The 25,522-nt window shown below is 56.0% G+C and carries 24 protein-coding genes; 12 read left to right on the top strand and 12 right to left on the bottom strand.

Features of this window, described 5'->3' with window-relative positions:
• Positions 1-88: 88 nt before the first annotated feature.
• Positions 89-3,049 (bottom strand): ABC transporter transmembrane domain-containing protein, encoded by a 2,961-nt coding sequence (locus Q0802_RS00900; RefSeq protein WP_366523287.1) that lies wholly within the window; start codon positions 3,047-3,049, stop codon positions 89-91.
• A gap of 355 nt (positions 3,050-3,404) precedes the next feature.
• On the opposite strand from Q0802_RS00900, the gene Q0802_RS00905 reads away from it, so the two are divergent.
• Positions 3,405-3,587, top strand: a complete 183-nt coding sequence (locus tag Q0802_RS00905) for a hypothetical protein (protein WP_298912215.1) — start codon at positions 3,405-3,407, stop codon at positions 3,585-3,587.
• A gap of 20 nt (positions 3,588-3,607) precedes the next feature.
• Here the strand turns inward: Q0802_RS00905 and Q0802_RS00910 are convergent, their stop codons facing one another.
• The 3 genes from Q0802_RS00910 to Q0802_RS00920 form a co-directional block, all read right to left on the bottom strand.
• Positions 3,608-4,180 (bottom strand): hypothetical protein, encoded by a 573-nt coding sequence (locus Q0802_RS00910; protein ID WP_298912219.1) that lies wholly within the window; start codon positions 4,178-4,180, stop codon positions 3,608-3,610.
• A 103-nt stretch (positions 4,181-4,283) separates the two neighbouring features.
• Positions 4,284-5,006 (bottom strand): RlmE family RNA methyltransferase, encoded by a 723-nt coding sequence (locus Q0802_RS00915; RefSeq protein WP_298912222.1) that lies wholly within the window; start codon positions 5,004-5,006, stop codon positions 4,284-4,286.
• A complete protein-coding gene (locus tag Q0802_RS00920; protein WP_298912224.1) occupies positions 5,006-6,121 on the bottom strand; it encodes a Ppx/GppA phosphatase family protein in 1,116 nt (371 codons plus the stop codon). Before Q0802_RS00920 ends, Q0802_RS00915 begins: the two co-directional genes overlap by 1 nt.
• Positions 6,122-6,441: 320 nt before the next feature.
• On the opposite strand from Q0802_RS00920, the gene Q0802_RS00925 reads away from it, so the two are divergent.
• The 11 genes from Q0802_RS00925 (at position 6,442) to Q0802_RS24705 (ending at position 14,943) form a co-directional block, all read left to right on the top strand.
• Positions 6,442-6,738, top strand: coding sequence for a virulence factor (locus Q0802_RS00925; protein WP_298912227.1), 297 nt, complete (start codon positions 6,442-6,444; stop codon positions 6,736-6,738).
• Positions 6,739-6,785: 47 nt separating this feature from the next.
• Positions 6,786-7,712, top strand: coding sequence for a methylenetetrahydrofolate reductase (locus Q0802_RS00930; RefSeq protein WP_298912230.1), 927 nt, complete (start codon positions 6,786-6,788; stop codon positions 7,710-7,712).
• Positions 7,713-7,727: 15 nt separating this feature from the next.
• Positions 7,728-8,810, top strand: a complete 1,083-nt coding sequence (locus Q0802_RS00935) for a methyltetrahydrofolate cobalamin methyltransferase (RefSeq protein WP_298912233.1) — start codon at positions 7,728-7,730, stop codon at positions 8,808-8,810.
• A gap of 234 nt (positions 8,811-9,044) precedes the next feature.
• The gene (locus Q0802_RS00940) at positions 9,045-9,320 is read left to right on the top strand and encodes an STAS domain-containing protein (protein WP_298912236.1); all 276 of its coding nucleotides are present in this window, start codon (positions 9,045-9,047) and stop codon (positions 9,318-9,320) included.
• Entirely contained in the window at positions 9,317-9,682 is a 366-nt protein-coding gene (locus Q0802_RS00945; RefSeq protein ID WP_298912239.1) for a response regulator, read from the top strand. The genes Q0802_RS00940 and Q0802_RS00945 overlap by 4 nt, the downstream gene beginning before the upstream one ends.
• Positions 9,683-9,712: 30 nt before the next feature.
• Positions 9,713-11,962, top strand: a complete 2,250-nt coding sequence (locus tag Q0802_RS00950; protein WP_366523295.1) for a chemotaxis protein CheA — start codon at positions 9,713-9,715, stop codon at positions 11,960-11,962.
• Complete coding sequence (locus Q0802_RS00955; RefSeq protein ID WP_298912244.1) at positions 11,959-12,417, top strand: chemotaxis protein CheW; 459 nt, start codon at positions 11,959-11,961, stop codon at positions 12,415-12,417. The genes Q0802_RS00950 and Q0802_RS00955 overlap by 4 nt, the downstream gene beginning before the upstream one ends.
• A complete protein-coding gene (locus Q0802_RS00960; protein ID WP_298912247.1) occupies positions 12,417-13,295 on the top strand; it encodes a protein-glutamate O-methyltransferase CheR in 879 nt (292 codons plus the stop codon). The genes Q0802_RS00955 and Q0802_RS00960 overlap by 1 nt, the downstream gene beginning before the upstream one ends.
• A gap of 4 nt (positions 13,296-13,299) precedes the next feature.
• On the top strand, positions 13,300-13,686 hold the full coding sequence (locus Q0802_RS00965; RefSeq protein WP_298912249.1) for a response regulator: 387 nt from the start codon (positions 13,300-13,302) through the stop codon (positions 13,684-13,686).
• Complete coding sequence (locus tag Q0802_RS00970; RefSeq protein ID WP_298912251.1) at positions 13,687-14,061, top strand: hypothetical protein; 375 nt, start codon at positions 13,687-13,689, stop codon at positions 14,059-14,061.
• Between the two features lie 666 nt (positions 14,062-14,727).
• Positions 14,728-14,943: a hypothetical protein gene (locus Q0802_RS24705; RefSeq protein WP_366523288.1), complete on the top strand. Its 216-nt coding sequence runs from the start codon at positions 14,728-14,730 to the stop codon at positions 14,941-14,943.
• Between the two features lie 65 nt (positions 14,944-15,008).
• Here the strand turns inward: Q0802_RS24705 and Q0802_RS00975 are convergent, their stop codons facing one another.
• The 8 genes from Q0802_RS00975 to Q0802_RS01010 all read right to left on the bottom strand — a co-directional run bounded on the left by Q0802_RS00975 (position 15,009) and on the right by Q0802_RS01010 (position 25,457).
• Complete coding sequence (locus Q0802_RS00975; RefSeq protein WP_298912253.1) at positions 15,009-15,395, bottom strand: chemotaxis protein CheD; 387 nt, start codon at positions 15,393-15,395, stop codon at positions 15,009-15,011.
• Positions 15,396-15,526: 131 nt separating this feature from the next.
• Positions 15,527-16,678: a chemotaxis-specific protein-glutamate methyltransferase CheB gene (gene cheB / locus Q0802_RS00980; protein ID WP_298912257.1), complete on the bottom strand. Its 1,152-nt coding sequence runs from the start codon at positions 16,676-16,678 to the stop codon at positions 15,527-15,529.
• 126 nt (positions 16,679-16,804) lie between these two features.
• A complete protein-coding gene (locus Q0802_RS00985) occupies positions 16,805-17,953 on the bottom strand; it encodes an acyl-CoA dehydrogenase family protein (RefSeq protein ID WP_298912259.1) in 1,149 nt (382 codons plus the stop codon).
• Between the two features lie 95 nt (positions 17,954-18,048).
• A complete protein-coding gene (locus tag Q0802_RS00990; RefSeq protein ID WP_298912262.1) occupies positions 18,049-20,289 on the bottom strand; it encodes a molybdopterin cofactor-binding domain-containing protein in 2,241 nt (746 codons plus the stop codon).
• A 103-nt stretch (positions 20,290-20,392) separates the two neighbouring features.
• On the bottom strand, positions 20,393-21,442 hold the full coding sequence (locus Q0802_RS00995; protein WP_298912265.1) for a lipocalin-like domain-containing protein: 1,050 nt from the start codon (positions 21,440-21,442) through the stop codon (positions 20,393-20,395).
• On the bottom strand, positions 21,432-23,792 hold the full coding sequence (locus Q0802_RS01000; protein WP_298912268.1) for an ABC transporter permease: 2,361 nt from the start codon (positions 23,790-23,792) through the stop codon (positions 21,432-21,434). The genes Q0802_RS00995 and Q0802_RS01000 overlap by 11 nt, the downstream gene beginning before the upstream one ends.
• Entirely contained in the window at positions 23,789-24,469 is a 681-nt protein-coding gene (locus Q0802_RS01005; protein WP_298912272.1) for an ABC transporter ATP-binding protein, read from the bottom strand. The genes Q0802_RS01000 and Q0802_RS01005 overlap by 4 nt, the downstream gene beginning before the upstream one ends.
• A gap of 97 nt (positions 24,470-24,566) precedes the next feature.
• Positions 24,567-25,457, bottom strand: a complete 891-nt coding sequence (locus tag Q0802_RS01010; protein ID WP_298912275.1) for a LysR family transcriptional regulator — start codon at positions 25,455-25,457, stop codon at positions 24,567-24,569.
• Between the last annotated feature and the right edge of the window lie 65 nt (positions 25,458-25,522).

Consider the following 25,522-nt stretch of genomic DNA (forward strand, 5'->3'; position numbering starts at 1 on the left):
CGTTTGCTTCAATTTTTCGGTGTCTCTGTCCGGATCAGCAGGTTGAAAAGCGCCCGTTCGTAGTACGTCAAGATACAACGACAGCAGTTCAGGCGGTGTAACCTGCAACGACCTGCAATAGCTTGAAGGACGTCGCGGCATCGTTTTCCACAACTGCGAGGAATTCTTCTGCCCCGAGACGCAAGGCTTCAACGTCGGTTTCGGCGCGCATCGTCAATGCACGCGGTACATTCCGGATCAGACCCAGCTCTCCCACAAGCGTCCCCGGTCCCACCATGGCGACATGGGTTTCCCGCGCGCCATTTTCAGGGTTGAGAAGCTCCGCCGCCCCGGACAGGATCATGTAGGCGCCATCTCGGGGATCGTCGTCCTTGTTGAAGATGACGTCTCCTGCTGCTGCCGTGTACCATTTCGCGCCGAAAGCGAGCAATCGCAACTGCTTGCGGCTCATTCCGGAAAACAGGGTCGTAGCCTCCAGAGCTCTGACCTTACGCAATAAATCTGCGCCTGCGGCACCGTCCTCCGTATCCTCATCAACCTGGCTCGCAGACACCATGCGGCCCTGCTTGATTTCAAGGAAAACATCGTATTGATCCGGATCGTCGAAGGCTTCTCCCAGCAGGATGATGGTGGTGTCTGGCAGCAGCGCGCGCAGCTTCGCAATCACCTCGTCGCGAAGCTTGGTATCATAACCAGACAAGACCTGTTCGAGCACCAACACATCCGGTCGTTTGACAACAGCGCGGCTGATGGCCAAAGGCTCGACGAAAGCCGTCGGGAGATTTTCGCCGCCAAGAGACAGTTCGAAATCATACATCAGCGCCATTACTTCAGCCTTCAACCCTTCAGCCTGCAAAACATCCGACACAATTTTTCTCAGATCATCGGCGCGCGCACCGGCGCTGTCGGAAACCTTGCCAAAGATGGCGTTCTCCAAAACGGAAAGACCGGGTGCCACGGTGGCGGCGTTGAGAGGGGCATAGAGATCGCCCAGGCCTTCGCGGATGCTCAGCCCGTAGTCCGCACGAAGTTCGAGAACCTTCTCTTTCATCGCGTCCGAAAAGGCCGGACCGATCTGCTCCGCCGTGATTTGCGCAAGCACGGACATCAACCTGGCCCTTGCGGCGGCATCAATCTCTCCGCTCGGGGTCTGTGCACGTTTTCGCAACGACTGGACCGACTCTTCAAACAGAGCCGGGTCGAGGCCCAATTTGCGGAAAAGAGGATGTTCTGTGCCGTCCGTGCCAAAAATCTGGTTCAACAGCTCGACAACATCCGCAGAGAATTCAACCAGCCCCGCTTCGAGCCCCAGTTTCCGCATCAGATCACGCAGATCGGTCTGGCTGACAAGCTCCTGTTGCGTCACCGGTCGCCGCATGGTCGCAAAGAGGAGGTTGTTGATCACCGGAAGCGCGGGATTATATGTCGCCGGATCAAAGCGATGCACATGCCGCGCCAGATCGGCCTCGACAATCGCCTCCCAGACCTTCGGACGGACAGCGACAAGCCCGCGCGCAAGTTCGGTATGTTCCGACAGATCGGTTTTCTGATCCAGTGAACGCCGGAAAAACGCCCCGCCTGAGCCCATGGTATCCAGCAATGTCAGCCACCAGCTCTGAACCTCGGCCCGGGTCGAGAGATTTGCAAGCGAGGGATCAAGCCATTCCGCCTCCGTCGCGTCAGCGCTGTTACCCGCCGCCTGCGCTTCCATTGCAGTCGCATGTGGCACGGTCATGCTGTCCGATTGGGGTTCTTGCTTCAGCGACATCATTGTGTTGTCCCCAAAGGAGCCCCGAAAAAGCACAGGGCGGGTATTGGCATGCCCTATCCGGTTGGCAATGACGGTCTGATGCAATTGCGTCAAGTCATGCCCCGCCATCACCACCTCGCCTGTTGCAGGCAGCACCTCTCTGGTCAAAACACCTGCCAACGCCTGACGGTCTTCGTCGCTTGGTGCCTCGATGGCCACCAGGGTCCCTTTTCCAAAGGCAGCGGTGATATGTTCAAGCACCGGGTTCCCGTCCATATCCGTGACGGTCACATCCCGAAGCTCGATCGTTCCTGCCAATCCGGGAATGTTCGCTGGCCCACCCTGCATCAGTTTCTCGTCAACTACCGTGGCTGGCGAAAATTTTTCGGTGACGGTTTCCCAGCGCAGACCCATATCTTGAGACTGATTGTAATAGGTCAGCAATTCCTTCCACGGCGAACTCAAATCCTTGTAGGCCGCCAATGCAGCAACCAGAGCGCCAAGCGACACGGCCCCCTGAATGACAAGATAGCCGCCAACTGAGAAGAAGAAGAAAGGCGTCAGTTGAGTGATGAAGTTGTTGATGAACTTCATGAAAAACTTCTTCTTGTAGATCTTCAGCCGGATATTGAAAACGATCCCCAGGCGTTCGCTGATCAGGGCGAGCCGGTATCTCCAACCGCCGTGGATGCGCAGATCGGAGGCACCCTGCGCACTTTCGCCGATCAGAGCCGCAAGTTGCCGGACCTCCTTGATGCGCTGTTTGTTCATCAGATTGATCTGGCGCTGCAGTTTCGGGATCAGCCAGGCCTGCAGCGGGATCAGGGCAACGGCGGCAAGCCCGAACCAGACGCTTTGCAAAAACAGGAAGACAAGGATGGTGATCATTTGGCCCGCCTGCAGGACGGGTTGGGTCAACGCGTCCCCCATGAGCCCGCCCATCGGTTCCGTCTCGCCGGTGATCATCGCCACAAGTTCACCTTGCGAAGTTCTGCGGAAGTAAGGTTTGGGGAATCGCAGCATCCGCGAGATCAAAGTATAGCGCAGGCGTCGCAACAACCGTTCGGACAGGATGCCCTTCATGGTGTTAATCCGCATTTTCAACAACCCATGCATCAGCACGGACCCCAGGAATGCGGCACATAGCAGCGCCAGAAATCCAACCTGGCTGATGACGATGCCGAAGACTTCAATCTGATTGCTCACCGAACCGATCGCATCGTTGATGATGCGCTTGGGCAATTCCAGCGTCAGGTACAAGAAAGGAAACAACGCGCAGGTAAAGATCAGCAGGATCAATTGGTCGCGCTTTGAGTGCTTCCAAATAAATTGAAAGATCGACTTTTCGATGTGCCGCACCCCCATGCGAGCCAGCGGATTCTTTGCGTCCGCGCCTTATGAAATTACGGCACCATAACCCAATAAAGATGCATCGGGAAATCCGAACTTTAACCAAATCTTGTACTTTGGTGCTGCCCATTTGCCTCAGGCCGCGCCCTGACGGGGTACGCTCTACCTTGGGTTACAGATCAGAGCGGGTTTTGGCGCACTTCTCATGGAATCGCAATTTGACGTTCTAGCGCCCAGATCCCGCCCAATCGCAGCCGCAGTCACCGTCTAGAAGTGATCCAAAATAACGCTACTGGATGAAATTATGTCCCAAACTTACGATGATCGTGATCCGCGCCACATGAAATTATTCGAGCTGATCCGGCAAAAAAATCAGGCCGATACTGCGGTCGCACGTCTGAGGGAAACTGATTTTAGCGAGATTACAACCGAGCAAGTCGCCCAGCTTCAGCAAGCCGCCACGCGGTCATTGCAGGCGCGGGTCTGAACGCGCCTGCCAATAGTATTTCAAAAGAAGGCTTCTGCATTCAGGCCTACGGTCATCGCGCCGATCACATCGCCGCTGTCGGGATCGGTGATCGCGAAGGATACCTGCCCCTGATAAGTCTGTGAACTTTCGTCGAACTCGACTTCGTCTACAAAGACGGAACCAGCACCCATACCGTAAGTTTTTGCATGTTTGTCCTCATCGCCCTGCCAGTAGTCCGAGGTGACGCCGCTTGCTGCAACGTTCAATCCCAGGGCGTCCATGATGAAAATTTCGGTGATGCGCCCACCGGAGGCGGCAACACGCTCCCCCAGAGTGACGGAAAGTTCGCGGCCCATGACTTCGTCAATGAGAGGCTGTTGGTCTTGCCCAACCTGCGCACGCCAGGCTGTGTCCCACTCTTCGATCTGAGTGATCGACGCACCATTCGTTTCGATATTCTGCGCGGCAATCGCATCGGTTACCTGAGCAGATTGCGCCCAGTCCATTATGTCGGCTTCAACAAAGGCTTTCATCGCCGGCGGGGCGTCCACGGCATATGCCAGGCCAGCCGCTGCGACCAGCGGCGCTGAAAGTAAGAATGTGCGGATCATAGTTCGGGTTCCTTAATAGCGAAGGCTCACCACATTGGTGCGGCCAATGCCCATACGCTAAGCAGAACACATTTAACGGCAGGTAAAGGATTGAGAGCGGCGTTTACGCTTCGGCCCGAAAGCCTGTCGCCACAACGAATTTTTCCGAACTATCCGCACGGGAGGACGGCGGTTTGATATTGGCAACCTTGGAGAATCGCTGCTTCAAGAGCTTCTGCAATTCACCCTCTGCCCCCCCGGCCAGGACCTTCGCCACGAAGGTGCCGCCTTCATCCAGGACATCAAAAGCGAAATAGGCGGCGGCCTCGCACAAGGCGATGATCCGCAAATGGTCGGTCTGTTTGTGCCCCGAACTGCTGGCCGCCATGTCCGACATGACGACATCTGCGCGCCCGCCCAGCCACTCCTTGACCTGTAGGTCTGCATCGTCAGACATGAAATCGAGCTGATAAAGATCGCAGCCCGCAATCGGTTCCATTTCCTGAAGATCAATGCCCAGAATCGTCCCCACGGCCTTGCCGGATTTCTCCCCCAACGCATTCACGCGTTTGACAGCCACCTGACACCACCCGCCAGGTGCCGCGCCCAGATCGACCACGCGCGCGCCAGGCACCAGAAAGCGATATTTGTCGTCAAGTTCCATGATCTTGAAGGCTGCCCTGCCCCGGTACCCTTCCGCCTTGGCACGTTTGACATAAGGATCGTTCAATTGCCGTTGTAACCACCGTGTCGAGCTCAGCTTGCGACCCCGCGCGGATTTCACCTTGACCTTGAGCTCGCGCTGCCCGCGACCGGAGGTGTTTTTGCCACTGGGTGTCTTCGCCATCAGAAATCTCCGTCTTCCAGCACGCCATCCGCACTCATCTGCGCGTATAGCAGGCCCTCGCGCAAACCACGATCCGCAACTGACAGCCTGTCCGTGGGCCAGCACCTCATCAGCGCCTGAAGGATCGCAGCCCCCGACATGATCAGGGCCTGTCGGTCCTGACCAATGCGCGGATCAGCACGCCGCCCGGCTGGACCCAGCGCCAGATACGACCGGATCACACGATCAATCTGCTCGGTTGTCATGTGCAGCCCGTCGACCTTGGTGCGGTCATAGCGCTTGAGGCCCAGATGGCTTGCCGCCACGGTCGTGACCGTTCCGGAGGTGCCGACGATCTGGAATTTCTCGTGTGGCTGAGTGTCATGATAGGGGGTGAAATCCGCAAGGTTTTCCTCAAAGAACCAGCTCATCAGGGCAAACCGCGCCGCATCGTCTTCGACATCGTTGAACTGGTCGCGTAGGGTGGCCACCCCGAGCGGGACTGAGATCCAGTCAACCACACGGGCGGCCGGCAACTCCGACACGACCTGTTTGAAACCACTGTGCAAACGCATGATCGACTGGGGCCGGTCATTTCTGGGCACATCCGTCAGGTCAATCCAGACCAGTTCTGTTGATCCCCCCCCAATATCGACAACCAACAGGTTTTCGGTAGAACGCCCCACAAGTGGCGCGCAGGAGATCACGGCCAGTTGCGCTTCTTCCTGCGGTTCGATGATATCCAGACGCAGCCCGGTTTCGCGATGCGCCCGTTTGATGAACTCATCGGCATTCAGGGCGCGTCTGCAGGCCTCGGTCGCTACCAGCCGCATACGCCGCACCTTGTTGCGCCGCAGTTTCTGCTGGCAAATCCGCAAAGCCTGTATGGTACGCGTCATGGAACCGCGCGACAAACGCCCGGTTTTCTCCAGCCCCGCCCCCAATTGGACGGATTTGGAGAAGCTATCAACCACATGAAAACCATTGCCCTTCGGTTGGGCGATCAACATGCGGCAGCTATTTGTGCCCAGATCCAGGGCGGCATAAAGCTCTCCTGACCGGGGCGGAACTGGCGCGGGGCTCAGAGCCGTCTTTTGTTCGAGCGCGCCCGCACCTTTGGGACGCTGTGGCGCCATCTTACGCGCCTTTCATTTCGAGTTGGGATCAGGCTAGCGGCTATGGTCTTTGCGCGCAAGTTGTCGTGAGGCATCGCGCGCATTTCCAGTGCCTGTCAGACCGTTCTCTCGCGTCACGCGCGAATTCAGCGTGTCACTTTGAACACGACCGAACCTCAGCATCATTATCAAGATTTTGAGCATCAGCCGATCTCGCGGTTTTCATCGGATTACGATAGACCCTGTCACGTCGCGGAAAGAGGTTGTTCTGTCGAAAACCGGCATTGGTATGGACCTATGTACCATTAGACAGGCGAAAAGAGTTCGAGAGGAATCAGCGAATGCCTGACGTCACGATTGTTTATTGGCGCGATATTCCGGCCCAGGTGATTGTGGGTAAAGGGCGTCGCGGGTCCAAGCGACAACTGCCAGAGCGTTTCGAGCAGGCCATTGACCGTGCGGCCATGAAGGTTGGCGCGGAGGACACGGATGCTTATCTGGCTGAATGGCGCAAGGCGGCCCCGTTCGAAGTTGCGGGGGATCCTGACGCAGTGGCAGATGCTGAGGCCGCCAGACTGGACGCTGAGTATGACAAGGAGCGCATCAAGGCGCTGATCAACAACGACGGATGGGCCTGACCCTGCCCAGTATCTTCGACACCCTTCTTCCGCGAAAGGAACGCCTGATGGCATTGTTGAACTTCAAAAAGAAAGAGGCTCCTGTTGGCGACGCTGCCAATCCGCAGGTCGAAGCCTTCTTGCAGGACTATTCCATCGAAGTGATGCCCCGCACCGCCGAGAAAGTGGAAAACTTTCGCGACCTTTTGCCCGAAGGAACGCGCGTCTATGTCGCGCATATCGAAGGCACCCCCATCGAGGACATGGTCGCAACCGCCAAACGCCTGAATGCCGATGGTTTCCCGGTGATGCCGCATTTCCCCGCACGTATCATCAAAGACAAGGCAACCCTTGCGGATTGGATCGCCCGGTATCAGGGCGAAGCGGATGTCAAACAGGCGCTGCTGCTTGCGGGGGGTGTTGCCAGCCCGCACGGCGACTTTGACAGTTCCATGCAATTGATGGAAACCGGCCTCTTTGATGCCGCAGGGTTTGAGCGGCTGCATGTTGCAGGCCACCCCGAAGGCAACCGTGACATTGATGCGGATGGCTCCATGTCCAATGTGACTGCTGCCCTGAAATGGAAAAACGACTTCCAGAGCCGCACGGACGCCAAGATGGCGCTGGCCACGCAGTTCGCCTTTGACGCCAAGCCCATCATCAAATGGGCAGATGATCTCGCGGCAGAGGGCATCACCCTGCCCGTTCACATCGGTATCGCGGGGCCTGCCAAGCTGCAAACACTGATCAAGTTCGCCATTGCCTGCGGTGTTGGTCCGTCGCTCAAGGTTCTGCAAAAACGCGCGATGGATGTGACCAAACTGTTGTTGCCCTATGAACCCACAGAGGTGGTCGCTGAACTGGCCGCGCACAAGGCCGCCCACCCGGACTTCAACATTTCCAATGTGCACTTCTTCCCCTTGGGCGGCATCAAGACCAACGCCACCTGGGCGATCCAACATGGTGGCGATGCTGCCACCCCTGCAAACGCCTGATCCAAGGACAGCTTCATGACCCGCACTATTGTCGAATCCAAAAGCAAGACCGCCATCATCGGCTTTGACCAGCCGTTCTGCGTGATCGGCGAACGGATCAACCCCACAGGCCGCAAGAAACTGGCACTTGAGCTGGAAGCGGGGGATTTCTCAACCGTCGAGGCCGATGCGATCGCGCAGGTTGCGGCAGGCGCTACGGTGCTGGATATCAATTCCGGGGCGGTTTTCACCAATAAGATGGCCGAAGATACCCGCTATGCGGACAACAACTTCGTCGAACCGCCCCTGATGAAGGAACTGGTAGAGCGCGTACAGGCCATTGTGGATGCACCGCTTTGCATCGACAGTTCGGTGCCGGGTGCCTTGGAATCGGGGCTTGAGGCCTGCGAAGGCCGCCCGCTCCTCAATTCCGTAACCGGTGAAGAAGAACGCCTGGAACTGGTTTTGCCGCTGGTGAAGAAATACAATGTACCGGTTGTGGCGATCTCCAACGACGACACCGGTATTTCCGAAGACCCGGATGTGCGTTTCGCCGTCGCCAAGAAAATTGTGGAGCGTGCGGCAGATTTCGGCATTCCTGCGCATGACATCGTTGTTGATCCGCTGGTGATGCCCATCGGTGCGATGGCCACGGCGGGTCATCAGGTGTTCACGCTGGTGCGGCGCTTACGCGAGGAGCTTGGCGTCAACACCACATGCGGGGCGTCCAACATCTCCTTTGGTCTGCCGAATCGTCACGGGATCAACAATGCGTTTTTGCCAATGGCCATGGGTGCGGGGATGACCTCCGCGATCATGAACCCGGTTGCCCTGCCCGTTCCGGCTGCGAAAATTGAGGCGAAGAAACTTGAGTTGATCGCGGCCGGCGTGGTTTTCCCTGACGATATGGATCTGGAGCTTTTTTGCCAGCTCACCGGTCTGGGATCCACCAAACCACGCCCGGGCAAGGAAATGGAAGCCATTCGTGCGGCCAACTTCCTGACCAATAACGACCCGCACGGCGGTGCCTGGATTGCCTTCAACAAAGAAGCTCCCAAACCAGGCCAGGAAGGCAGAGGGCGTGCCGGACGCACCGGTGGTCGGCGCCGTCGCGCATAGGATCACAGAAATCACACGACAAGAAGCTTCGATGAAAATTCATCGGAGCTTTTTTCGTTTTTGATGTCGTTAAGGATCACCCTGACAAGCTGGTTGCCCGATTTTCTTGGAAAAGATTTTCGCGGGTAACCGAGTTTTAACGCACTGCCATCTACAACCGCTGACATCCAGTAAAGCAGCCGATGTGGAGAGAGTGATGCACCCACAATTTTCTAGCGACTTGGGGAGGACGTCATGAGCACTCCCGTCACTCTACCCGCCCGACTTGATCTATCCGCTGCATCCGCGCTGATGACGACCCTCAAGGAGCACACGGATGGCGATCTCGTCATGGATCTCTCTGAGGTCAAGCATCTTGGTGCCTTGTGTTTGCAAGTCTTGATCTCCGCGTCTGACAAGGCTGTAGCGGCTGGGCGCTCTGTCTCGCTCATCAACGCCTCCGACCGCGTTGTTGATCAATTACGTGTCATGGGCATGACACCTGAAATTATCACCCGGGGACGCCAATGACCTTAGAAATACTTGCTGTCGATGACAGCCGTACGATGCGCGATATGATCAGGCTGGCCTTACTGCCAGCAGGGTTTAACGTCCATACCGCTGACGATGGCGTGCACGGGATCGAAGTTCTGGATGGCATAGAGCCCGATGCAATTATCACGGATATCAACATGCCGCGGATGGATGGTTTCGGGTTCATTGATGCCGTTCGAGGTCAGGACAAGCACCGCGCTACACCCATCCTTGTTCTGACAACCGAAGCAGCACCGGAACTCAAGGCTCGCGCCAGAAGCGCTGGAGCAACGGGCTGGATCGTCAAACCCTTTGATCCATCAAAGCTTATCAAAGCTCTGCAAATGGTCGCTGGTTAAGAGGTAGCAATGTCTGATCCAAATGACCCAATGGCCGAGATTCGAGCGTCATTCTTCATTGAATGCGAAGAGCTGCTGGAGGCCTTGCAAGACGGGCTCCAGTCTCTGGATGACGGCGACGATGATCCCGAAACAATCAACATCGTCTTTCGGGCTGTTCACTCGATAAAGGGCGGTGCTGGAGCATTTGGGCTCGAAGCGCTCGTCAGATTTGCGCACCGCTTCGAGACCGTCCTGGACGAAGTACGCGCCGGTCGCATGACACCCGACGCGGAAGCATTGAAGATTTTTTTCCAATGCGCCGACCATCTTTCTGACCTTGTACGCATCAGCCGGGATGATGGCGACCTGCCCGAGGACGAAACCGCCAACTTGCTGACACTCCTCAACGGGCTTCTGGGCGAAGACGGGACACCGGAAGATGAGGAAGCAGAAGAGGAAGAGATTGACTTCCAACCGGCCGTTTTGTCGCTGGATCTTGATCTGGGTGGAGATGTGGAAGACAGCGACCTGCCTGAATTGCCTCCCCTCGAAGATCTACCTGCGGCACCTCGCAATAAATATCAGATCAGCTTCCGCCCGGAGAACGAGCTCTTTGAAACGGGTAACGAACCGTTTCACATGTTGCGTTCATTGGATGAAATGGGCGATTGCATTGTCACTTGCCACACCGACAAGCTGGTCGAATTTGATGCTTTGGTTCCTGAGCAATCCTACCTTTATTGGACCGTCGAGTTAGAATCTGACGTAGAGGAAGCAGAAATCGACGCCGCTTTCGAATTTGTCGAGGGCCTTTGCGCTTTAGAAATATCTCAAGTGGCCGAAGAAACGAATCCAATCGTATTGGAAAGTGACGAGCCAATTGATGACATGCCCGGCGAGCTTGCATTGGAAGGCACAAAAGCAGATGCAACGCCCGCGCCGAGCGCAGTGTCGCTAAAACCTGTCCCTTCAGCAGAAGTCAGCACCGAAGACTTGCCGCGAACTGTTGAAGTCGAAAAACCCACGCTCCCGGATACCAAACCCGCCTCGTCGACCACTAAACAGTCGTCACCCGCTGCAGCAGCAAAATCAGTCGTCAGAGTGGATCTTGATCGCATCGAACGCCTCGTAAATCTTGTTGGCGAATTGGTAATCAACCAGGCAATGCTGTCACAAAGTCTCGAAAGCTCAGGTCTCTCGCCGCATTCCGACGCAATGAATGGTCTCGAAGAGTTCCAACGTCTGACCCGCGACATTCAAGACAGCGTTATGATGATCCGCGCGCAGCCGGTCAAATCGCTTTTCCAGCGAATGTCTCGCATCGTTAGAGAAGCATCAGCGGCGGTCGGAAAAGACGTCCGGCTGCATACTCAAGGCGAAGGAACGGAAGTCGACAAGACTGTCATCGAACGACTTGCTGACCCATTGACCCACATGATCCGAAATGCTGTAGATCATGGATTGGAAAGCTCCGAAGATCGCTTGGCCGCGGGCAAATCCGAACAGGGTCGTGTGAATTTGAGCGCCGCCCATCGCTCAGGCCGGGTTGTCATTGAAGTTTCGGACGATGGTGGGGGCATCAATCGCCCCAAGGTGCTGCAAATCGCAATAGATAAGGGTCTGATACCTGAAGACGCTAATTTGTCCGATTCAGAAATTGACAACCTTCTATTTTTGCCCGGATTTTCTACCGCAGCAGTTGTTTCAGATCTATCAGGCCGCGGGGTTGGTATGGACGTCGTCCGGACATCGATCCAATCATTGGGCGGGCGCATCACGATTACATCTACGCCAGGCGTTGGCACGACCTTCTCTATCTCTCTCCCTTTAACCCTGGCTGTACTGGATGGCATGGTGGTTCAAGTGGCCGAGGAAACGCTCGTACTCCCCTTGAATGTGGTTATTGAAACTTTAACCCTGACCAATGACGATGTCGAAATGGTTCGCCCCGGCGCGCACGTTGTTCGCGTTCGCAGCGGGTTCGTTCCACTGTTCGATCTGGGTAAGGAACTTGGGTATCGCGATCCAATCTCAGATTATGAGGGTTCTGTAGTGCTACTGATTGCGCATGAAGATGGATCACGTGCAGCACTCATAATTGATAGCATTCAAGATCAACGGCAAGTTGTAATCAAAGGGTTGGACGATAGTTTCTATCGGGCACCGGGAATTGCGGCGGCAACAATCCTCGGCGATGGTCAAATCGCCCTTATTCTCGACGCCTCAGATATCATATCCAACGCAATTTGCGCCACCGGATCACCACCCGCGCAATCACTAACAGGAACGTCAGCATGAGCGAGAAAGATATGTCAGATTCAATCGAGCTGCTCACTTTTCAATTGGCAGACCAAGAATATTCCCTCGACATAATGTCCGTGCGAGAAATCCGAGGGTGGACACGTACGACGCCGCTTCCGCACGCTCCAAGTTACATGAAGGGAGTGATCAACCTGCGCGGGACTGTCCTTCCGGTCATGGATCTGTCCGAACGACTGGGGCTTAAACCCCAGAAACAAACAGACCGAAACGTGATTATCGTTGTGAATCACGAAGATGTAATGACAGGACTGCTTGTAGACGCCGTTTCTGATATCATTGCGTTGACTTCGGAAGATCTCCAACCTCCCCCCGAGATGCAATCGAGCGGAAGTACAAATGTCGTAAGTGCGCTAACGTTGATCGATGAAAGGATGATCCGGGTTTTGGATTTGAGTTCAATTGTGATGTCAGTTCAAAGCACAGCAGCCTAATGCACAAGCCATCCTCTGAAACCGTAATTGACACCGATAGTTTCAATGCTCTTGCGGAGCTTACATACCGAGAAAGCGGTTTGCAACTGGCTATTGAAAAGACTTCGATGCTGCAGTCGCGCTTGCGCCATCGCTTGAGTGCACTCGGTTTGCAAGATTTCGCGAATTATAGCGCTTTCGTTTGTTCCGAGGAGGGCAAAACCGAGCGCCGACACATGATTTCTGCCTTGACCACGAATGTTTCGCATTTTTTCAGGGAGAAACACCACTTTGAAATATTAAAAAGGCACATTCAATCAGAACTACTGCCAAAACTTCGTTCAGGTGGACGCGTTCGCGTTTGGTCCGCCGGTTGCTCAAATGGTCAAGAAGCTCTTTCCATCGCAATGACTTTCCTAGAGCTTGCCGTAGAAGTTACTGAGCTAGATTTGCGAATTCTGGCAACCGACATTGATCCGTCCGTTATCCAATTCGCAAAGAAAGCCAGCTACCAGAAGCGCCTGGTTGAAAACATACCGGAAGACTTGCTGCAGAAATACTTTACACGTTCAGAACGTGAAGGTGACAGCTTCTATGTGGCGAGCGAAAAAATATTGCAGCTGGTTAGATATAGAGAACTCAACCTCTTGTCAGATTGGCCTATTACGCAAAGAATAGATGTGGTTTTCTGCCGAAACGTCGTGATCTACTTTGATGTCCCTACGCAAAACCTTCTTTGGCCGCGCTTCAAAGAGGTTCTCGGACCTGCCGGAATTTTATTTCTTGGACATTCCGAGAGGATTTCAAACCCCGAATCTTTTGGCTTTGCTTCAGATGGTCCAACTACATATCGCGCCAGCGTTCTCGGTGCTGGCTCCTCCAACAGTCTAAAGGATTAGTATCATGTCACTGCGTGACCAAATAAGAATAATGGTTGTAGATGATATGTCGACAAGCCGCGGTTTAATCACGCAAGCTCTAGACGCATTTGGGATTCGAAATGTTTCGACCGCAGAAAACGGCGTCGATGCGTTGAAGTCGTTGGCAACACACCCCGTGCATCTTGTGATTTCAGACTACAACATGCCTCAAATGGATGGATTGCAATTGTTGCATCAGCTTAGATCTTCTCCAAAAACAAAGGGAGTGGGTTTCATATTAATTACTGGCCGAGCAGAGCAGCAGATTGTTGATCATGGCAAGAAACTAGGAATGAACAACTATCTAAAAAAACCTTTCGAGCAATCAAACTTGCGAAACTGTATTGAAGCCGTAGTAGGTCGCTTGTAGATGCATAACGAAACACCCCAAGCGGATCACATAAGCTTAATCGTTGGGAGGCTTTCCAGTTACTTGGATAAATTGGCAGGTCAAGTATTTGATATTGAAGAAGCAATTGGGCAAACACTGTCGAACAATTCGGTTTCAAACAAAAACGCTATTACAGATTTACAGGCGTTGGACTTTCTAAGGCAATCACTTGAAGATCTCGCCTTGATGACGTTGCTTCTAAGCGATTGCGGCAAATGTAGCGTTTCGGCAAGTATGCTGGGAGCAATTGGTGACAAACTAAAGCTACGAACAACGCGCCTATTGCTCGATGGTCATGAGCCCAATCAGTTCGGTCACGATCAAGAATCTTTGGGTGATTTGGATCTATTCTGACGTTTGCGTCGTCAGATTCTTTAGAACCCAATGTGGCTTAAGCTAGTAGAGAATTCGACCCGGCTGGATCATTCTACAATGCAGCGAATTTTCTGTGATCCAAGCTCCGCGCTTCGCCTGTCTTTCGATTGACCCTTTCCGTTAACGCTGTCTTAGTCCCCTAGCACTCTGCCAAAGTTGATTTGGCTTTCGAGACGAGATTGATGGTCCGGAAATGGTATTCAGGTGAAGATACCAGAAGGACAGTTCGATCATCCGGCTGCGGCCGCAACACCCTAACTCCATCTGGAGCATCGACCTTGTTCACGACAAGCTGAGCAACCGACGCGCATACAAAATACCGCCGATGCTCGGCGAATATACCCAGAAAGCGTTGTGGGTCGTGGTCAAAACAGCTTCAACTAGTGCTTCAACGGGGCGCCGCATCGCGAGATACAGAACGCAAAATGCTTCCACGCGGCAATCCCCTTAATTTTTAAGGAGGTATATTAGTAAAACGCAATCTGCTTTCAACTTCTGCATGGTGTCACGCCATTGATCCTCCTGTTTCGTCTTTCGTTATTGCAAGCCCAGAGCCATCGCGTAGTGTGATCTTGACCTCCTCGATGCCGTTGAAGTGATTGCCGCCCAAGCCATTCAGCATGACGGTTCGCTTGTAGCTTCGGCATGTGCTCTCTGCTGCGGTTCACTCAACCGGGCTTAGATCAAACCGACTCCAGCGTTTTCGGCCCAACTCTGGAAACTGCTACCGACATACTCCAGGCCGTTATCAACAGATATCGCAAGCGGCTCCGGTCAGATAAAGCGCACGACATCTATGAAAACGTCAAACGTTCGCCGGGTCAGTTTCGCGCTTTTGGATTCACAGTTTCGACAAATTGAACGAACCAGAAATACGCATTTTAAATCAGCGGCTTGGGGTGCAACTAGAAAAGACCTTTAAGTTACTAAAACAGCTCAATTTCATTGCCGATATCTGGCGCAACATCAATCGTTGTCAAAGTCTCTATTGCAGCATCTCCACGAATTTTTTGCATCACCTTCCCGCTAGACGGCCAGAATTTCAACTGACGGGCGGTCTCCCCGCCCAGTGAGTGGCCCTCGCAAATGATGTTCTCCTGCTCAAGAAAGTGAAGAATAAAGTCACTGTTTTGTTGACCTATATCGCTCAATCCCGAAACCATTCGAGCGCCACCAAAAGCCTTTGCCCTGAGGCGGTCCCGTTGACCGCCGTATTTCAAAATCCCGTTAATTAACAATTCCATCGCATTGATGCCGGCGAGGTTGCAAACTCCTGCCTTTGACGTACTCGAAGTCAAGAGCATGTGGTTCATCCCGCCCACCCCGGCTTGGGGATCCCAAAGGCAACAAGAAACGCAAGACCCCAACAATGTACTAATGACCATATCCGGGTTATTTCCTATCGCCTGCTCGCCTTGCGTTATGTGGACATTTTGAAGCGACATTAGCTCAGGGTACTTTGACTTTGTCGGGGCGACCGCCGCTTGGCGGAATGACTTTCGGCAATGGCTTGACCGATTTTGTCCACCGGCACTTCTTGTTGCACTGCACCGATTGCTTTGGCGGCACGCGGCATTCCGTAGACAACGCAGGTGTCCTCGTCCTGCCCGAATGTTACAGCACCCGCTTTGGCAAGCTTAAGAAGGCCGTCAGCGCCATCTTTACCAAGCCCCGTCAGAAGCGCCGCAGAAACATGCTTCGCCTCGGTTTCAGCGGAAGCAAACAGAACGTCAACAGACGGACAGTGTAGCGCTGGCGGATCATTAGGAACATGAAAGCAATGCCAACTGCCATTTACCCTTCGTATCTCCGTATGCTGACCGTTTCCCGGAGCCAGCACAATGTCCCCGCGTTGCAGGGCGACATTCTCCCGGGCGAGAAAAACATTCTGCGGAAGATGCCTGTTCAAGCGCTCAGAAAAGCTTTGAAGAAAATTACCCGGCATATGCTGAACCACGACGACCGGGGGACCATTTGCAGCCAGGTTGGGTAATACGGTCTCAAGCGCAGCAACCCCGCCGGTCGAAGCACCAATAAGAATAATGGCGCCTCGCCTACAGGGAGGATTTGAACTTCTCGCAAGGTTTTTTTGATCGATATCCTGCGCCGTGCGCGCAGAAGAAGCGCGGCTCGATAGCTGCCCTGGCCGCGTGCAGGCCGCGTGATATACACGTTCACAAATGTCCTGAGTCAATTCTTCGCCAAAACGTTTGGAGGGTTTGACCATGCAATCGATCGCGCCGCGAGAAAGAGCCTGAATAGCGGCCTCACTGCCGGCTGCGGTCAGGCTGGACATCATGACAACCGGCATCGGCCGCGCCCGCATCAGCCTGGTCAGGAATTCCAGCCCGCTCATGCCGGGCATTTCTATGTCCAAAGTCAGGACGTCCGCGCTATTCGAACGCAAAAAATCGCGCGCTTCGACGGCATTGGCGGCTTCGGCGACAACCTCAAGTCTCGCATCAGACGCGAGCACCGTCCGCAGCCACGCCCGCATCACGCGAGAATCGTCAACTATCAGTACTTTTTTCGGCGCTGCCGTGCCAAACAAAGCAGTTTCTGTGTGGAGCCCTGTCACGTCAAAATCCTGTGCCAAGCAAAAGCGGGTCACCCCGCTTGAAACTCAGGTATGGCAAAGACTCATGAAGCGAAAATTAATACGCGAAGAGTTTCACGCGATGAGGCCGCAACCATCAATTGGATCGTGCAGCATAGCAAAGATTTAAGCGGCATGCTCTGCGATCAACTGGCGCGACACGATCAACCGCATGATTTCATTGGTCCCTTCAAGGATTTGGTGAACGCGCAGGTCACGCACGATTTTTTCGACGCCATAGTCCGCAAGATAACCGTAACCGCCATGTATCTGCAGCGCGTCATTGGCGACGTCAAAGGCGACATCTGTGACAAATACCTTGGCCATTGCACAAAATTTCGTCGCATCCACCGCCTGGCTGTCGAGCTTCCAGGCCGCTTGTCGCAAGAAGATACGGGCAGCCTGCAATTTGACCTCCATATCCGCCAGTTTGAACTGCAACGCCTGAAACTGATCGATGGACTTGCCGAAGGCCTTGCGTTCAGCTGCATATGCAAGGGCCGCATTCAACGCCGATTGCGCGCCGCCCAAAGCAGAAGCCGCAATATTGAGGCGACCACCGTCGAGCCCGGCCATTGCATAGGAAAACCCGCGACCTTCGTCGCCGATAAGGTTTTCTGCAGGCACCGCGCAATCATCGAACTGAACCTGTGCCGTGGGTTGCGCGCGCCAGCCCATCTTGCTTTCCAGCCCGCCGTAGGACAACCCGTCACTGCCGGCTTCAACGACGATGGCCGAAATGCCTTTGGGCCCATCCTCTCCGGTTCGCACCATGCTCAGATAAGCATCGGAATATCCACCGCCCGAGATGAAGGCCTTCGATCCGTTGAGCACGTATCCTTCATTGGTGCGGGCTGCACGGGTTCTCAACGCCGCCGCATCAGACCCGGAGCCCGGTTCGGTCAGGCAGTAGGAAAAGATCGTGTCCATCCGGCACATTCCGGGCAGCCATTTTTCCTTGCTTTCCTCCGAGCCAAATTTGTCGATCATGCCCCCGCACATATTGTGTATCGACAAAAAAGACGCCACGGCCGGGCAAGACATCGACAGCGCCTCGAACACGAGCGTAGCGTCCAGCCGGCTCAATCCCGAACCACCGTAGGCGTCCGACACGTAGATGCCGCCAAGCCCAAGCTGGGCCACCAGTGGCCAAAGCTCTTTGGGTATTGTGCCCAGGGCTTCCCACTCACGCGCAAACGGAGCGATATGTTCTTGCCCAAATGCAAAGGCCATATCAAAAATTGCGGTTTGTTCCTCTGATGCGGCAAAATCCAAGAGACCGCCCCTCCCCTTGCTATGGCACCGGCCAGGCGCACTGATCGGTTTGTCGGTTTTGAGATACCATCAAACGGCAGCGCTGCAACAGGGTTTCAAACGAAGTCGATGTGTCTGTAAAACGGCATTTCACGCAAACGCACGCCCGTTGCCGCAAAGATCGCATTGGCGAGCGCCGGTGCGGCAGGCGGCACTGGTGGTTCACCGATGCCCCGGATTTTTGTCGCATTTTCCAACCCGACCACCTTGATGTCCGGGGTCTGGTGAAATCGCATACCTTCTGCGTCATAATAATTGGCCTGTGTCACCCGGCCCTCAGAGAAAGTGATCTCAGAGTTGATGGCATGGCCCAAAGCCCAGACCACGCCCCCCTGAACCTGGTTTTCGAAATTCACCGGGTCCACCACACGCCCAACATCGGCAGACACAAAAACCTCGTCTATCCGGATGCCCTCCGGGGTCTGCGTGACATCAATGACCTCGGCCACCGGCACACCAAAGGAATTCACAAAGGCAACGCCCCGACCGCTGCCTTCAGGGACTGGCCTTCCCCAGTCTGACATCTCCGCCACGGCCTCGATCACGGCCCGTGCCACGGGATCAGTGACCAGCCGCAAGCGTTCGGCAATCGGATCGGCCCCTGCTGCCACAATCAATTCATCAAAGGCCGATTCTGCGAAAAACCCCGCCGTAGACGCCCCCACCGATCGCCAGGAGCTTGTCGGCGCAAGTTCCGGTGCCGCGAAGGCCGCAACCCGAAAATTTGGAATTTCATAGGGGGCATTCCATGCGCCAGCCGCGATTTGCGTGTCGGGGCCCGGCACCGGCATTCCGACGCGGCCCATTTGACTACGTACGGCAGAGGGCGTCGCAATTTCCAGATTGAGGGCCGTAACCTGACCATTGTGAACCTTGCCCCGGGCGCGGGCCATTCCAATCTGACGCGGATAATCCTGCGCGAAATCCTCTTCGCGGCTGAAGGTCAGCTTGACTGGCGTACCTTTGATTTGCAGGGCGATCTCCGTTGCCCGGTCTATGCTGTCGAATTCCAGTCGATGACCGAAACTGCCGCCTGCAAATTGGTTATGAAAGAAAACCTGATCCGGGCTGAGCCCCGTTTGGTCGGCAACGCGCTTCTGCACAAAACGCGGCATTTGATGAGAGGCCCAGACATCGGCGCGCTGGTCTGTGACGCGGACAATCGCATTCAGGGGCTCCAGCGGCTGATGCGCGACATAGGGGGCTCTATATTCAACCGCCACATCCGGTTCGGTGCCGATGACAGCGTCGACGTCACCCTCTTTGCGCCAGGTCTTGTCGAGATACTCGGGCGAAAAAGCCCCCTCCACAGCGGCCCAGTGGTCTTCCTGCTCCGCAGGATAGGGGGCTGGCTTCCAGTCGTACTCAATGGCATCAAGCGCCTGCATGGCGTACCAGGTGTTCTCTGCAACGACGGCAACGCCACCTGTCACGGGAAGAATGCGCTGCACCCCGCGCATGGTTTCGGCGGCACTGGCGTCAAAACCCGCCAGCCCTCCGCCCTTGTTCGGGTTGCATTTCACGGATGCCAACACCATCCCTTCGACCTGCAAATCAATGCCGTAGCGCTGCCCGCCCGTCGATTTTGCGAGGATGTCGGTCCTTTGCATTGGTTTCCCGGTGAACCGCCATGCTTCAGGGGGCCGCAGGGTCACCTCCGTGACAGGTTGTATTTGCGCAGCATTCGACGCCAAAGCGGAATATGGGATTTCCCCGCCATCCGGCAGAATGACCACGCCGCGCGCCGTTTTCAGCTCTGTTGCGGCAAAACCGGTTTGCGTCGCCGCAGCGGCCTTGAGGGTCTCGCGGGCAACCGCGCCTGCCATGCGCAGCTTGTCGAAACTGTCAGGCACGGTTGTGGAGCCACCCGTCACCTGCACGCCTGCGAGTTTGATCAGCGCACCCATGACGTCGCGCATGGTCTCAGCACCCCAGCTTGTGTCAGTCGACATAAACGGAACCGCCTCATCAGCCATGGCGGTATTGTAATACGCAGGATTCGGTTGCGCCTGTTCGATATCATATTGGCCGGGTTCAAGATCAAGCTCTTCGGCAATGAGCATGGCTTGCAGGGATGACGCCCCCTGCCCCAGATCCACATGCGGCAGGATCAGGGTCACGCCACGCGAGGTGACCCGCACAAAGGCGTTGAAACTGGCGTCACCCGGGCCCAGCCCCGCCGTCAGGGGGTTCGCATGCGGGCGCATCACGCGATAGGTGCCAAAGGCGACGCCGCCTGCAACGGCCACCGCGCCCATGATCAATCCACGGCGGGTCAGCGTGCCAATCCGAGACATCGGGCTCCTCCCATGCATAGGTCGCCTCAGACTAACTTGCCGGGCCCGAGGCGAAAACCCCGCCCAAGCACCGGCCGACAAGAACCTCGCGTCACCTGAAGGGTCAGTAACCGGTCATTTCCAGGTAGCCGCGCCCAGCGTGACTGCCACGGATGGTGACGGGCCCTTCCCAATAAGGGATCGACGTGGCCATCCAGGCATCAGCGTTCAGCGCTTCGACCGTGACATCCACGCCTTTTTCCGGTAGCTGCGCCCGCCAAAGGGTCGGGATTTGCCGCCCTGCGACCGTGCTGGTCGCCAAGGGCTCCGCCCTGAAGGCACCATCGGCAAATGCTGTGGCGCCTCCTTCCGTATCAATCCAGGTCGCGGCCGTATACGCGCCGCCTTCCGTGTCACGCAGGGTGAAACCCATCAACCGGTCCCCGCCGTCAAAGGCCATGGAGAACCAATCCCAGCTGACCTGAGACGCCCCCAGGGGCTGTGATGCCCATTCCCTGTCCATCCAGGCGTGACCGGTGACGGCAATATCCCCCTGCGGTAGGGTCAAGGTCCCGGCTATATCGAAAAATGGCTGCGAATAGTAATAGCTGGCGCGTCCGGATGCCGATTTCTGAGAATACCCACCGTCCCCATGCAGGACCAGCGGACCTTTGGCCTCAAGCTGCATCTGATAGGAAAAATCGGTCCCGCTAGCGCGCAATGCCAGCTTATCGAGACTTGGCCCCTGCATATGCCAATCGTCTATCCAGGCTTCAAAAGGTGCGGCCTTTACACCTGCTTGCCCAATCCCCCCGCGGGCGCGCCGTTCTGCAACATGATGACCTGTCGGTGTTGTAACAGCCGCATGCGCCAGCCAAAGCTGCGGACTGTCCCAACCGGGCCTTTCCACGGGCTCCAGCGCGCTGCGAAACAGGGTCCATTGCAGCCCGTAGGCCACGCCGTCAGCGTCGCGGAGATTTGCGGTCAGATACCACCATTCGATCCGAAATTCCGGGTGCGGGCCATGATCGGCGGGGAAATCAAAGACATACCCGCGCTGTGGTAAGGCAAATCCCTCCGCATCGCCGCCCAATCCGGCAAAACCCTGCGCCATTGCCGCCGCACCCAACCAAATATTGACAAAACACAATGATATAAATGGTTTAACGTTCATTGCTAAACACCCTAAGCAGTTTGTCAGGGGGCGTCCGGGCCAATCGGATGGCGGGCCAGACTGCCGCCAACAAGGCCGCGAGAAGCGTCAACGCCCCAAGCTGGAGATATTCTGCCGGAAACAGGAACATCGGCAGTTGCCAGCCAAATGCCTCAACATTGACGACCGCTAAAAGCACCCAGGCTAGTGCCAGGCCCAGTGGTATGGCAAATATCCCAGTGACAAGTGCCAGACACAATGCGCGCAGCACCTCAAGAAAAGCCAGATGTCGGCGCGTGAGCCCCAAGGCCCAAACCGGTGCCAGTTGCGGCAGGCGAAGCGTCGCGAGCGTCAGCAGGCTGATCAGGATCGCCAGACCTGCGACCGAGAGGGTCAAGAGATTTAGCGCGGAGGTCACCGAAAACGTCCGTTCGAATACGGACAGAGAAAAGGCCTTGAGTTGTTTCTGATCAATCAACGCCTCGCCAGTCAGACCATACCTGGCCCTCAAATCAGCCGCCAAGCCAACCGGGTCATTGGTCCGCAAGCCGAAATGCGTCGCCTGTTTTTGCGGGTAACGTTGCGAAAATGCGGCCTCGGCAATGATCACCTGCCCCTCGGAGTTGCCGTAATCACTGTAGACGCCCAGAATCCGGTCACCTGTTGCAAGCATATCCCCGGGATGCAAATCATTGCGCCGCGCCAGTTGCTCGTTGATCAGGGCCCCTTCGCCCGCCGCCAGCCTGTCCCAAACGTCCGGCACAGAATGCAAGACAGGCCAATTCTCACGGTAGGTCGCATCATCCCGCAAGCCGTAGATTTCGGCAGGAAGCCCGGCGATGCGGGCATCAACCGACATGATGGGCAAAACGGTGACCCCTCGCGCCGCAAGATCAGCAACAATGACATTGGCCTCCTGTGGTGTCGCCAACCTGAGATAAAGCTCAGAAGACAAGCGCTGATCGAGATAGCCGGTAAAGGTCAATCTGAAACTCGACACCATCGTCGAGACGCCGATATTCGCGGCCATGGCCAGAAGCAGTGCCATCAGGGCCATGGAAAGCCCCGGCAACTGCTGCCTGCTGTCGGCCCAGAACCATTGCGCCAAAACGCCTTTGCTAAGCCGTCCGGCGCCTTCGAGCGTCAGTGCCAGAAACAACGGCAGGCAAAAGGCAGCCCCCAGAAGCAGGCAAGCGAGCAATGAGAACCCCGCGATCAACCCTTGCCCCCAGATGCTCATGACCACGCCCGCCGCCAGAAGCAGCATCGCCACGCCCGCCAGCCAGCGTCCGGAGGCCAGCGCATGCATGCTCATTGCGCGGGGGTGGTTGAAGGACAAGAGGGGCATACGTGCAAGCTTGATCAAAGCGGCCACAGCCGCCACGCCGGTGCCCGCGAGCGCCATTCCCAGACCTGAAAGCCACCAGGATGGGCGCAGCCGGAGATGTCCGGAAATATCCGCGCCATAAAGACCGCGCAGTGTCGCCGCCACATCCGGTAACAAGGCCGCTGCAATGAAATAGCCCAGCGCCACACCCAACCCGCCCGCGACAAGCGCAAACACGCCAAGCTCCAATGCCAGAAGGATCATCAGCTGTCGCAGCGGCATGCCCATGGCGCGCAAGGTCCTGAAAACACCCCGACGCTGTTCAAACGCGAGGCCCACCGCGCCGTAAACGATGAAGAGGCCAACCGCAAAAGACAAAAGGCCGAATGCCGTGAGGTTCAGATGAAAGCTCCGGGTCAGCCGTGCAACGTCATTCTGGCCAGTTCTGCCTTCTACGACATATTGATCCGGAAGCGGCGGCAGACCGACGGGCTGAATAGGATCGACAATCAGACGGGTAATCTGGTCGGGCGCTTCTAAAACCTGCTGAACAGTCGAGATGTCCCCAAGGGCCGTTCCCGGGGACCGACCCGCATCCCCCTGAACTTCCACATCAATATTGGCAAAGATCGCGAGGTCATCGGGATGCACCCGCAAGCGCGATGCGTCTTCGATTGTGTTTTCCGTGTTCTCGAAACCGACGGGGCGCGGCATGGTCATGGGCTCAATCCCAATCATCCGCACTGTCTGACCGCCGACAGTGAAGTTGCCCTCCAGCACCGGACTGACCTGCCAGCCCATACGCCTGAGGGACACATATTCGTCTGTGCTGATCGTGGTGCCATCGCGTTTGCGCATCTGCTCCAGATCGCCAGACGCCAAAATATCAGATGCGCGTTGATAGCTGGCGCGCGCTTCGGCATTGATCGCCTGGACACCGCACCACAAAGCTGTCGCCAATGCGAGCCCGGCAATCAATGTCGCCAATTGCCAGGGGTTTCGCCGCCAGTGCGACATCAAGGCCATCAGCCCCGGTCGCGTCATGATACCGCCGCCTGTGCGGGCACGCCTTGAACCCGACCGCGCGACAGGGTCAACCGGCGCTGCATCCGGGCCGCCTGACGGGTCGAATGGGTCACCATGAGAATGGCGGTTCCTGCTTCTGTCGCACTTTCCAGCATGAGCCCCAGAACCTGATCGGCTGTAGCCTCATCCAGATTTCCGGTGGGCTCGTCCGCCAGTAACAATCGCGGACGGGCCGCTAGGGAACGCGCGATCGCGACACGTTGCTGCTGGCCCCCGGAAATGGCCTCTGGGTATTTGTCCAGATGTTCGTGCAAGCCAATCTTTTCAGCGAGATAGGCCGACCACTCGGGGTCATGCCGCCCCGACAACCGCGCATGAAAGGCGATATTGCTTGCGACGGTCAGGCTGGGGATCAGGTTGAATTGCTGAAAGATCAGCCCGATGGTCTCGCGCCGTAATTGAGCCGTCTTGTGATCAGGCAGGTCGGTGATGTCGGTGCCATCCACAACGATGCGGCCACCGCTTACCTGATCAAGCCCCCCGACCAGATGCAAAAGTGTGCTCTTGCCACTGCCTGATTCACCTTCCAGTGCAAGCGTTTCACCCGCAGCCATTTCGAATGAAACATCGGTCAAGACCTCAACCGGTTCGGCACCGGTGACATAGCGTTTCGACAGATGGTCGATCTTCAGCATCCCAGGACGCCTTTGTATTTGCTCTCACTCAAGACATGGCGCATTTGCCGGAATGCGCAAGCCCGTCTGCGCCGACCTGTCGCAGCAGAAATCGCGATTACCACCGCCCGGCATAGCAATCGACCAGGTGATCGATCAGCGCCCGCACTCTGGCGGTCAGGTGACGGTTTGGCGGGTAGAGCGCGTAAAGTCCCATGTCTGCGGTCTTGTAGTCTTCAAAAAGCCGTTCCAATCGGCCCTCGTTCAGCGCGGTTTCAACGGCGTAATAGGGGCTCATGGCGATGCCCCCGCCCGCGATGGCGATCCCGGCAATGGCGGCAGGTGCATTCGCGTGAAAGGCGCCTGATACATGCACAGAATGGCTGGTACCGTTCTTGGAAAAGGGCCAGTTTTGCGGTGCGTCACGGCCATCGTTAATCAGGCAGTTATGGGTCGAAAGCGCTGCCGGGTGATCCGGTTTGCCATGCAAAGCCAGATACTCCGGTGCCGCACAGACAATGAGCGGCATGTCCGAAAGCTTGCGTGCCACCAGCGTTGAATCAGGCAAGGCACCGATGCGAATACCCAGATCGAGCCCCTCTTCGACCAGTGCCACACGTGTATCTGTCAGGCGCAGATCAAGCGTTACATCCGGATGGCGCGCCATGAATTCCTGCAACGGCGGTATGAGTTTGGTGCTGCCAAATCCGGTCGGCGCGGTCAGCCGGATGGGACCGGATAGCGCCGTCTGGTGGTCCTGAACAAGCGCTTCAAGCTCATCAAACTGATCCAGCAAAGGGGTGCATCGCTCCAGATATGCGCGACCGGAGGCTGTCAATGCCACGCTTCGCGTTGTACGGTTAAAGAGCTGCACCGCCAGCCGGTTCTCCAACTGCGCCACATATTTGCTGACAATCTTGGTGCTGACGCCCAGTCTCTTTCCCGCGCCGGTAAAAGACCCTTCCCGTGCCACCGCCACAAAGGCACGCATCGTTTCGATTTTATCCATCAGATTTACAGCTTCGCATAATTATCCTCATTTTGTTCATAAAATTTCTATATTTTAGATCATTA

This window comes from uncultured Roseobacter sp., assembly GCF_947495275.1.
Lineage (GTDB): Bacteria > Pseudomonadota > Alphaproteobacteria > Rhodobacterales > Rhodobacteraceae > Roseobacter.

Coding starts and splice junctions, on each gene's coding strand:
- Q0802_RS00905 (WP_298912215.1), top strand. CDS start 3,405: ATGTCCCAAACTTACGATGATCGTGATCCGCGCCACATGAAATTATTC.
- Q0802_RS00910 (WP_298912219.1), bottom strand. CDS start 4,180: ATGATCCGCACATTCTTACTTTCAGCGCCGCTGGTCGCAGCGGCTGGC.
- Q0802_RS00915 (WP_298912222.1), bottom strand. CDS start 5,006: ATGGCGAAGACACCCAGTGGCAAAAACACCTCCGGTCGCGGGCAGCGC.
- Q0802_RS00920 (WP_298912224.1), bottom strand. CDS start 6,121: ATGGCGCCACAGCGTCCCAAAGGTGCGGGCGCGCTCGAACAAAAGACG.
- Q0802_RS00925 (WP_298912227.1), top strand. CDS start 6,442: ATGCCTGACGTCACGATTGTTTATTGGCGCGATATTCCGGCCCAGGTG.
- Q0802_RS00930 (WP_298912230.1), top strand. CDS start 6,786: ATGGCATTGTTGAACTTCAAAAAGAAAGAGGCTCCTGTTGGCGACGCT.
- Q0802_RS00935 (WP_298912233.1), top strand. CDS start 7,728: ATGACCCGCACTATTGTCGAATCCAAAAGCAAGACCGCCATCATCGGC.
- Q0802_RS00940 (WP_298912236.1), top strand. CDS start 9,045: ATGAGCACTCCCGTCACTCTACCCGCCCGACTTGATCTATCCGCTGCA.
- Q0802_RS00945 (WP_298912239.1), top strand. CDS start 9,317: ATGACCTTAGAAATACTTGCTGTCGATGACAGCCGTACGATGCGCGAT.
- Q0802_RS00950 (WP_366523295.1), top strand. CDS start 9,713: ATGGCCGAGATTCGAGCGTCATTCTTCATTGAATGCGAAGAGCTGCTG.
- Q0802_RS00955 (WP_298912244.1), top strand. CDS start 11,959: ATGAGCGAGAAAGATATGTCAGATTCAATCGAGCTGCTCACTTTTCAA.
- Q0802_RS00960 (WP_298912247.1), top strand. CDS start 12,417: ATGCACAAGCCATCCTCTGAAACCGTAATTGACACCGATAGTTTCAAT.
- Q0802_RS00965 (WP_298912249.1), top strand. CDS start 13,300: ATGTCACTGCGTGACCAAATAAGAATAATGGTTGTAGATGATATGTCG.
- Q0802_RS00970 (WP_298912251.1), top strand. CDS start 13,687: ATGCATAACGAAACACCCCAAGCGGATCACATAAGCTTAATCGTTGGG.
- Q0802_RS24705 (WP_366523288.1), top strand. CDS start 14,728: ATGTGCTCTCTGCTGCGGTTCACTCAACCGGGCTTAGATCAAACCGAC.
- Q0802_RS00975 (WP_298912253.1), bottom strand. CDS start 15,395: ATGAACCACATGCTCTTGACTTCGAGTACGTCAAAGGCAGGAGTTTGC.
- Q0802_RS00990 (WP_298912262.1), bottom strand. CDS start 20,289: ATGTCTCGGATTGGCACGCTGACCCGCCGTGGATTGATCATGGGCGCG.
- Q0802_RS00995 (WP_298912265.1), bottom strand. CDS start 21,442: ATGAACGTTAAACCATTTATATCATTGTGTTTTGTCAATATTTGGTTG.
- Q0802_RS01000 (WP_298912268.1), bottom strand. CDS start 23,792: ATGACGCGACCGGGGCTGATGGCCTTGATGTCGCACTGGCGGCGAAAC.
- Q0802_RS01005 (WP_298912272.1), bottom strand. CDS start 24,469: ATGCTGAAGATCGACCATCTGTCGAAACGCTATGTCACCGGTGCCGAA.
- Q0802_RS01010 (WP_298912275.1), bottom strand. CDS start 25,457: ATGGATAAAATCGAAACGATGCGTGCCTTTGTGGCGGTGGCACGGGAA.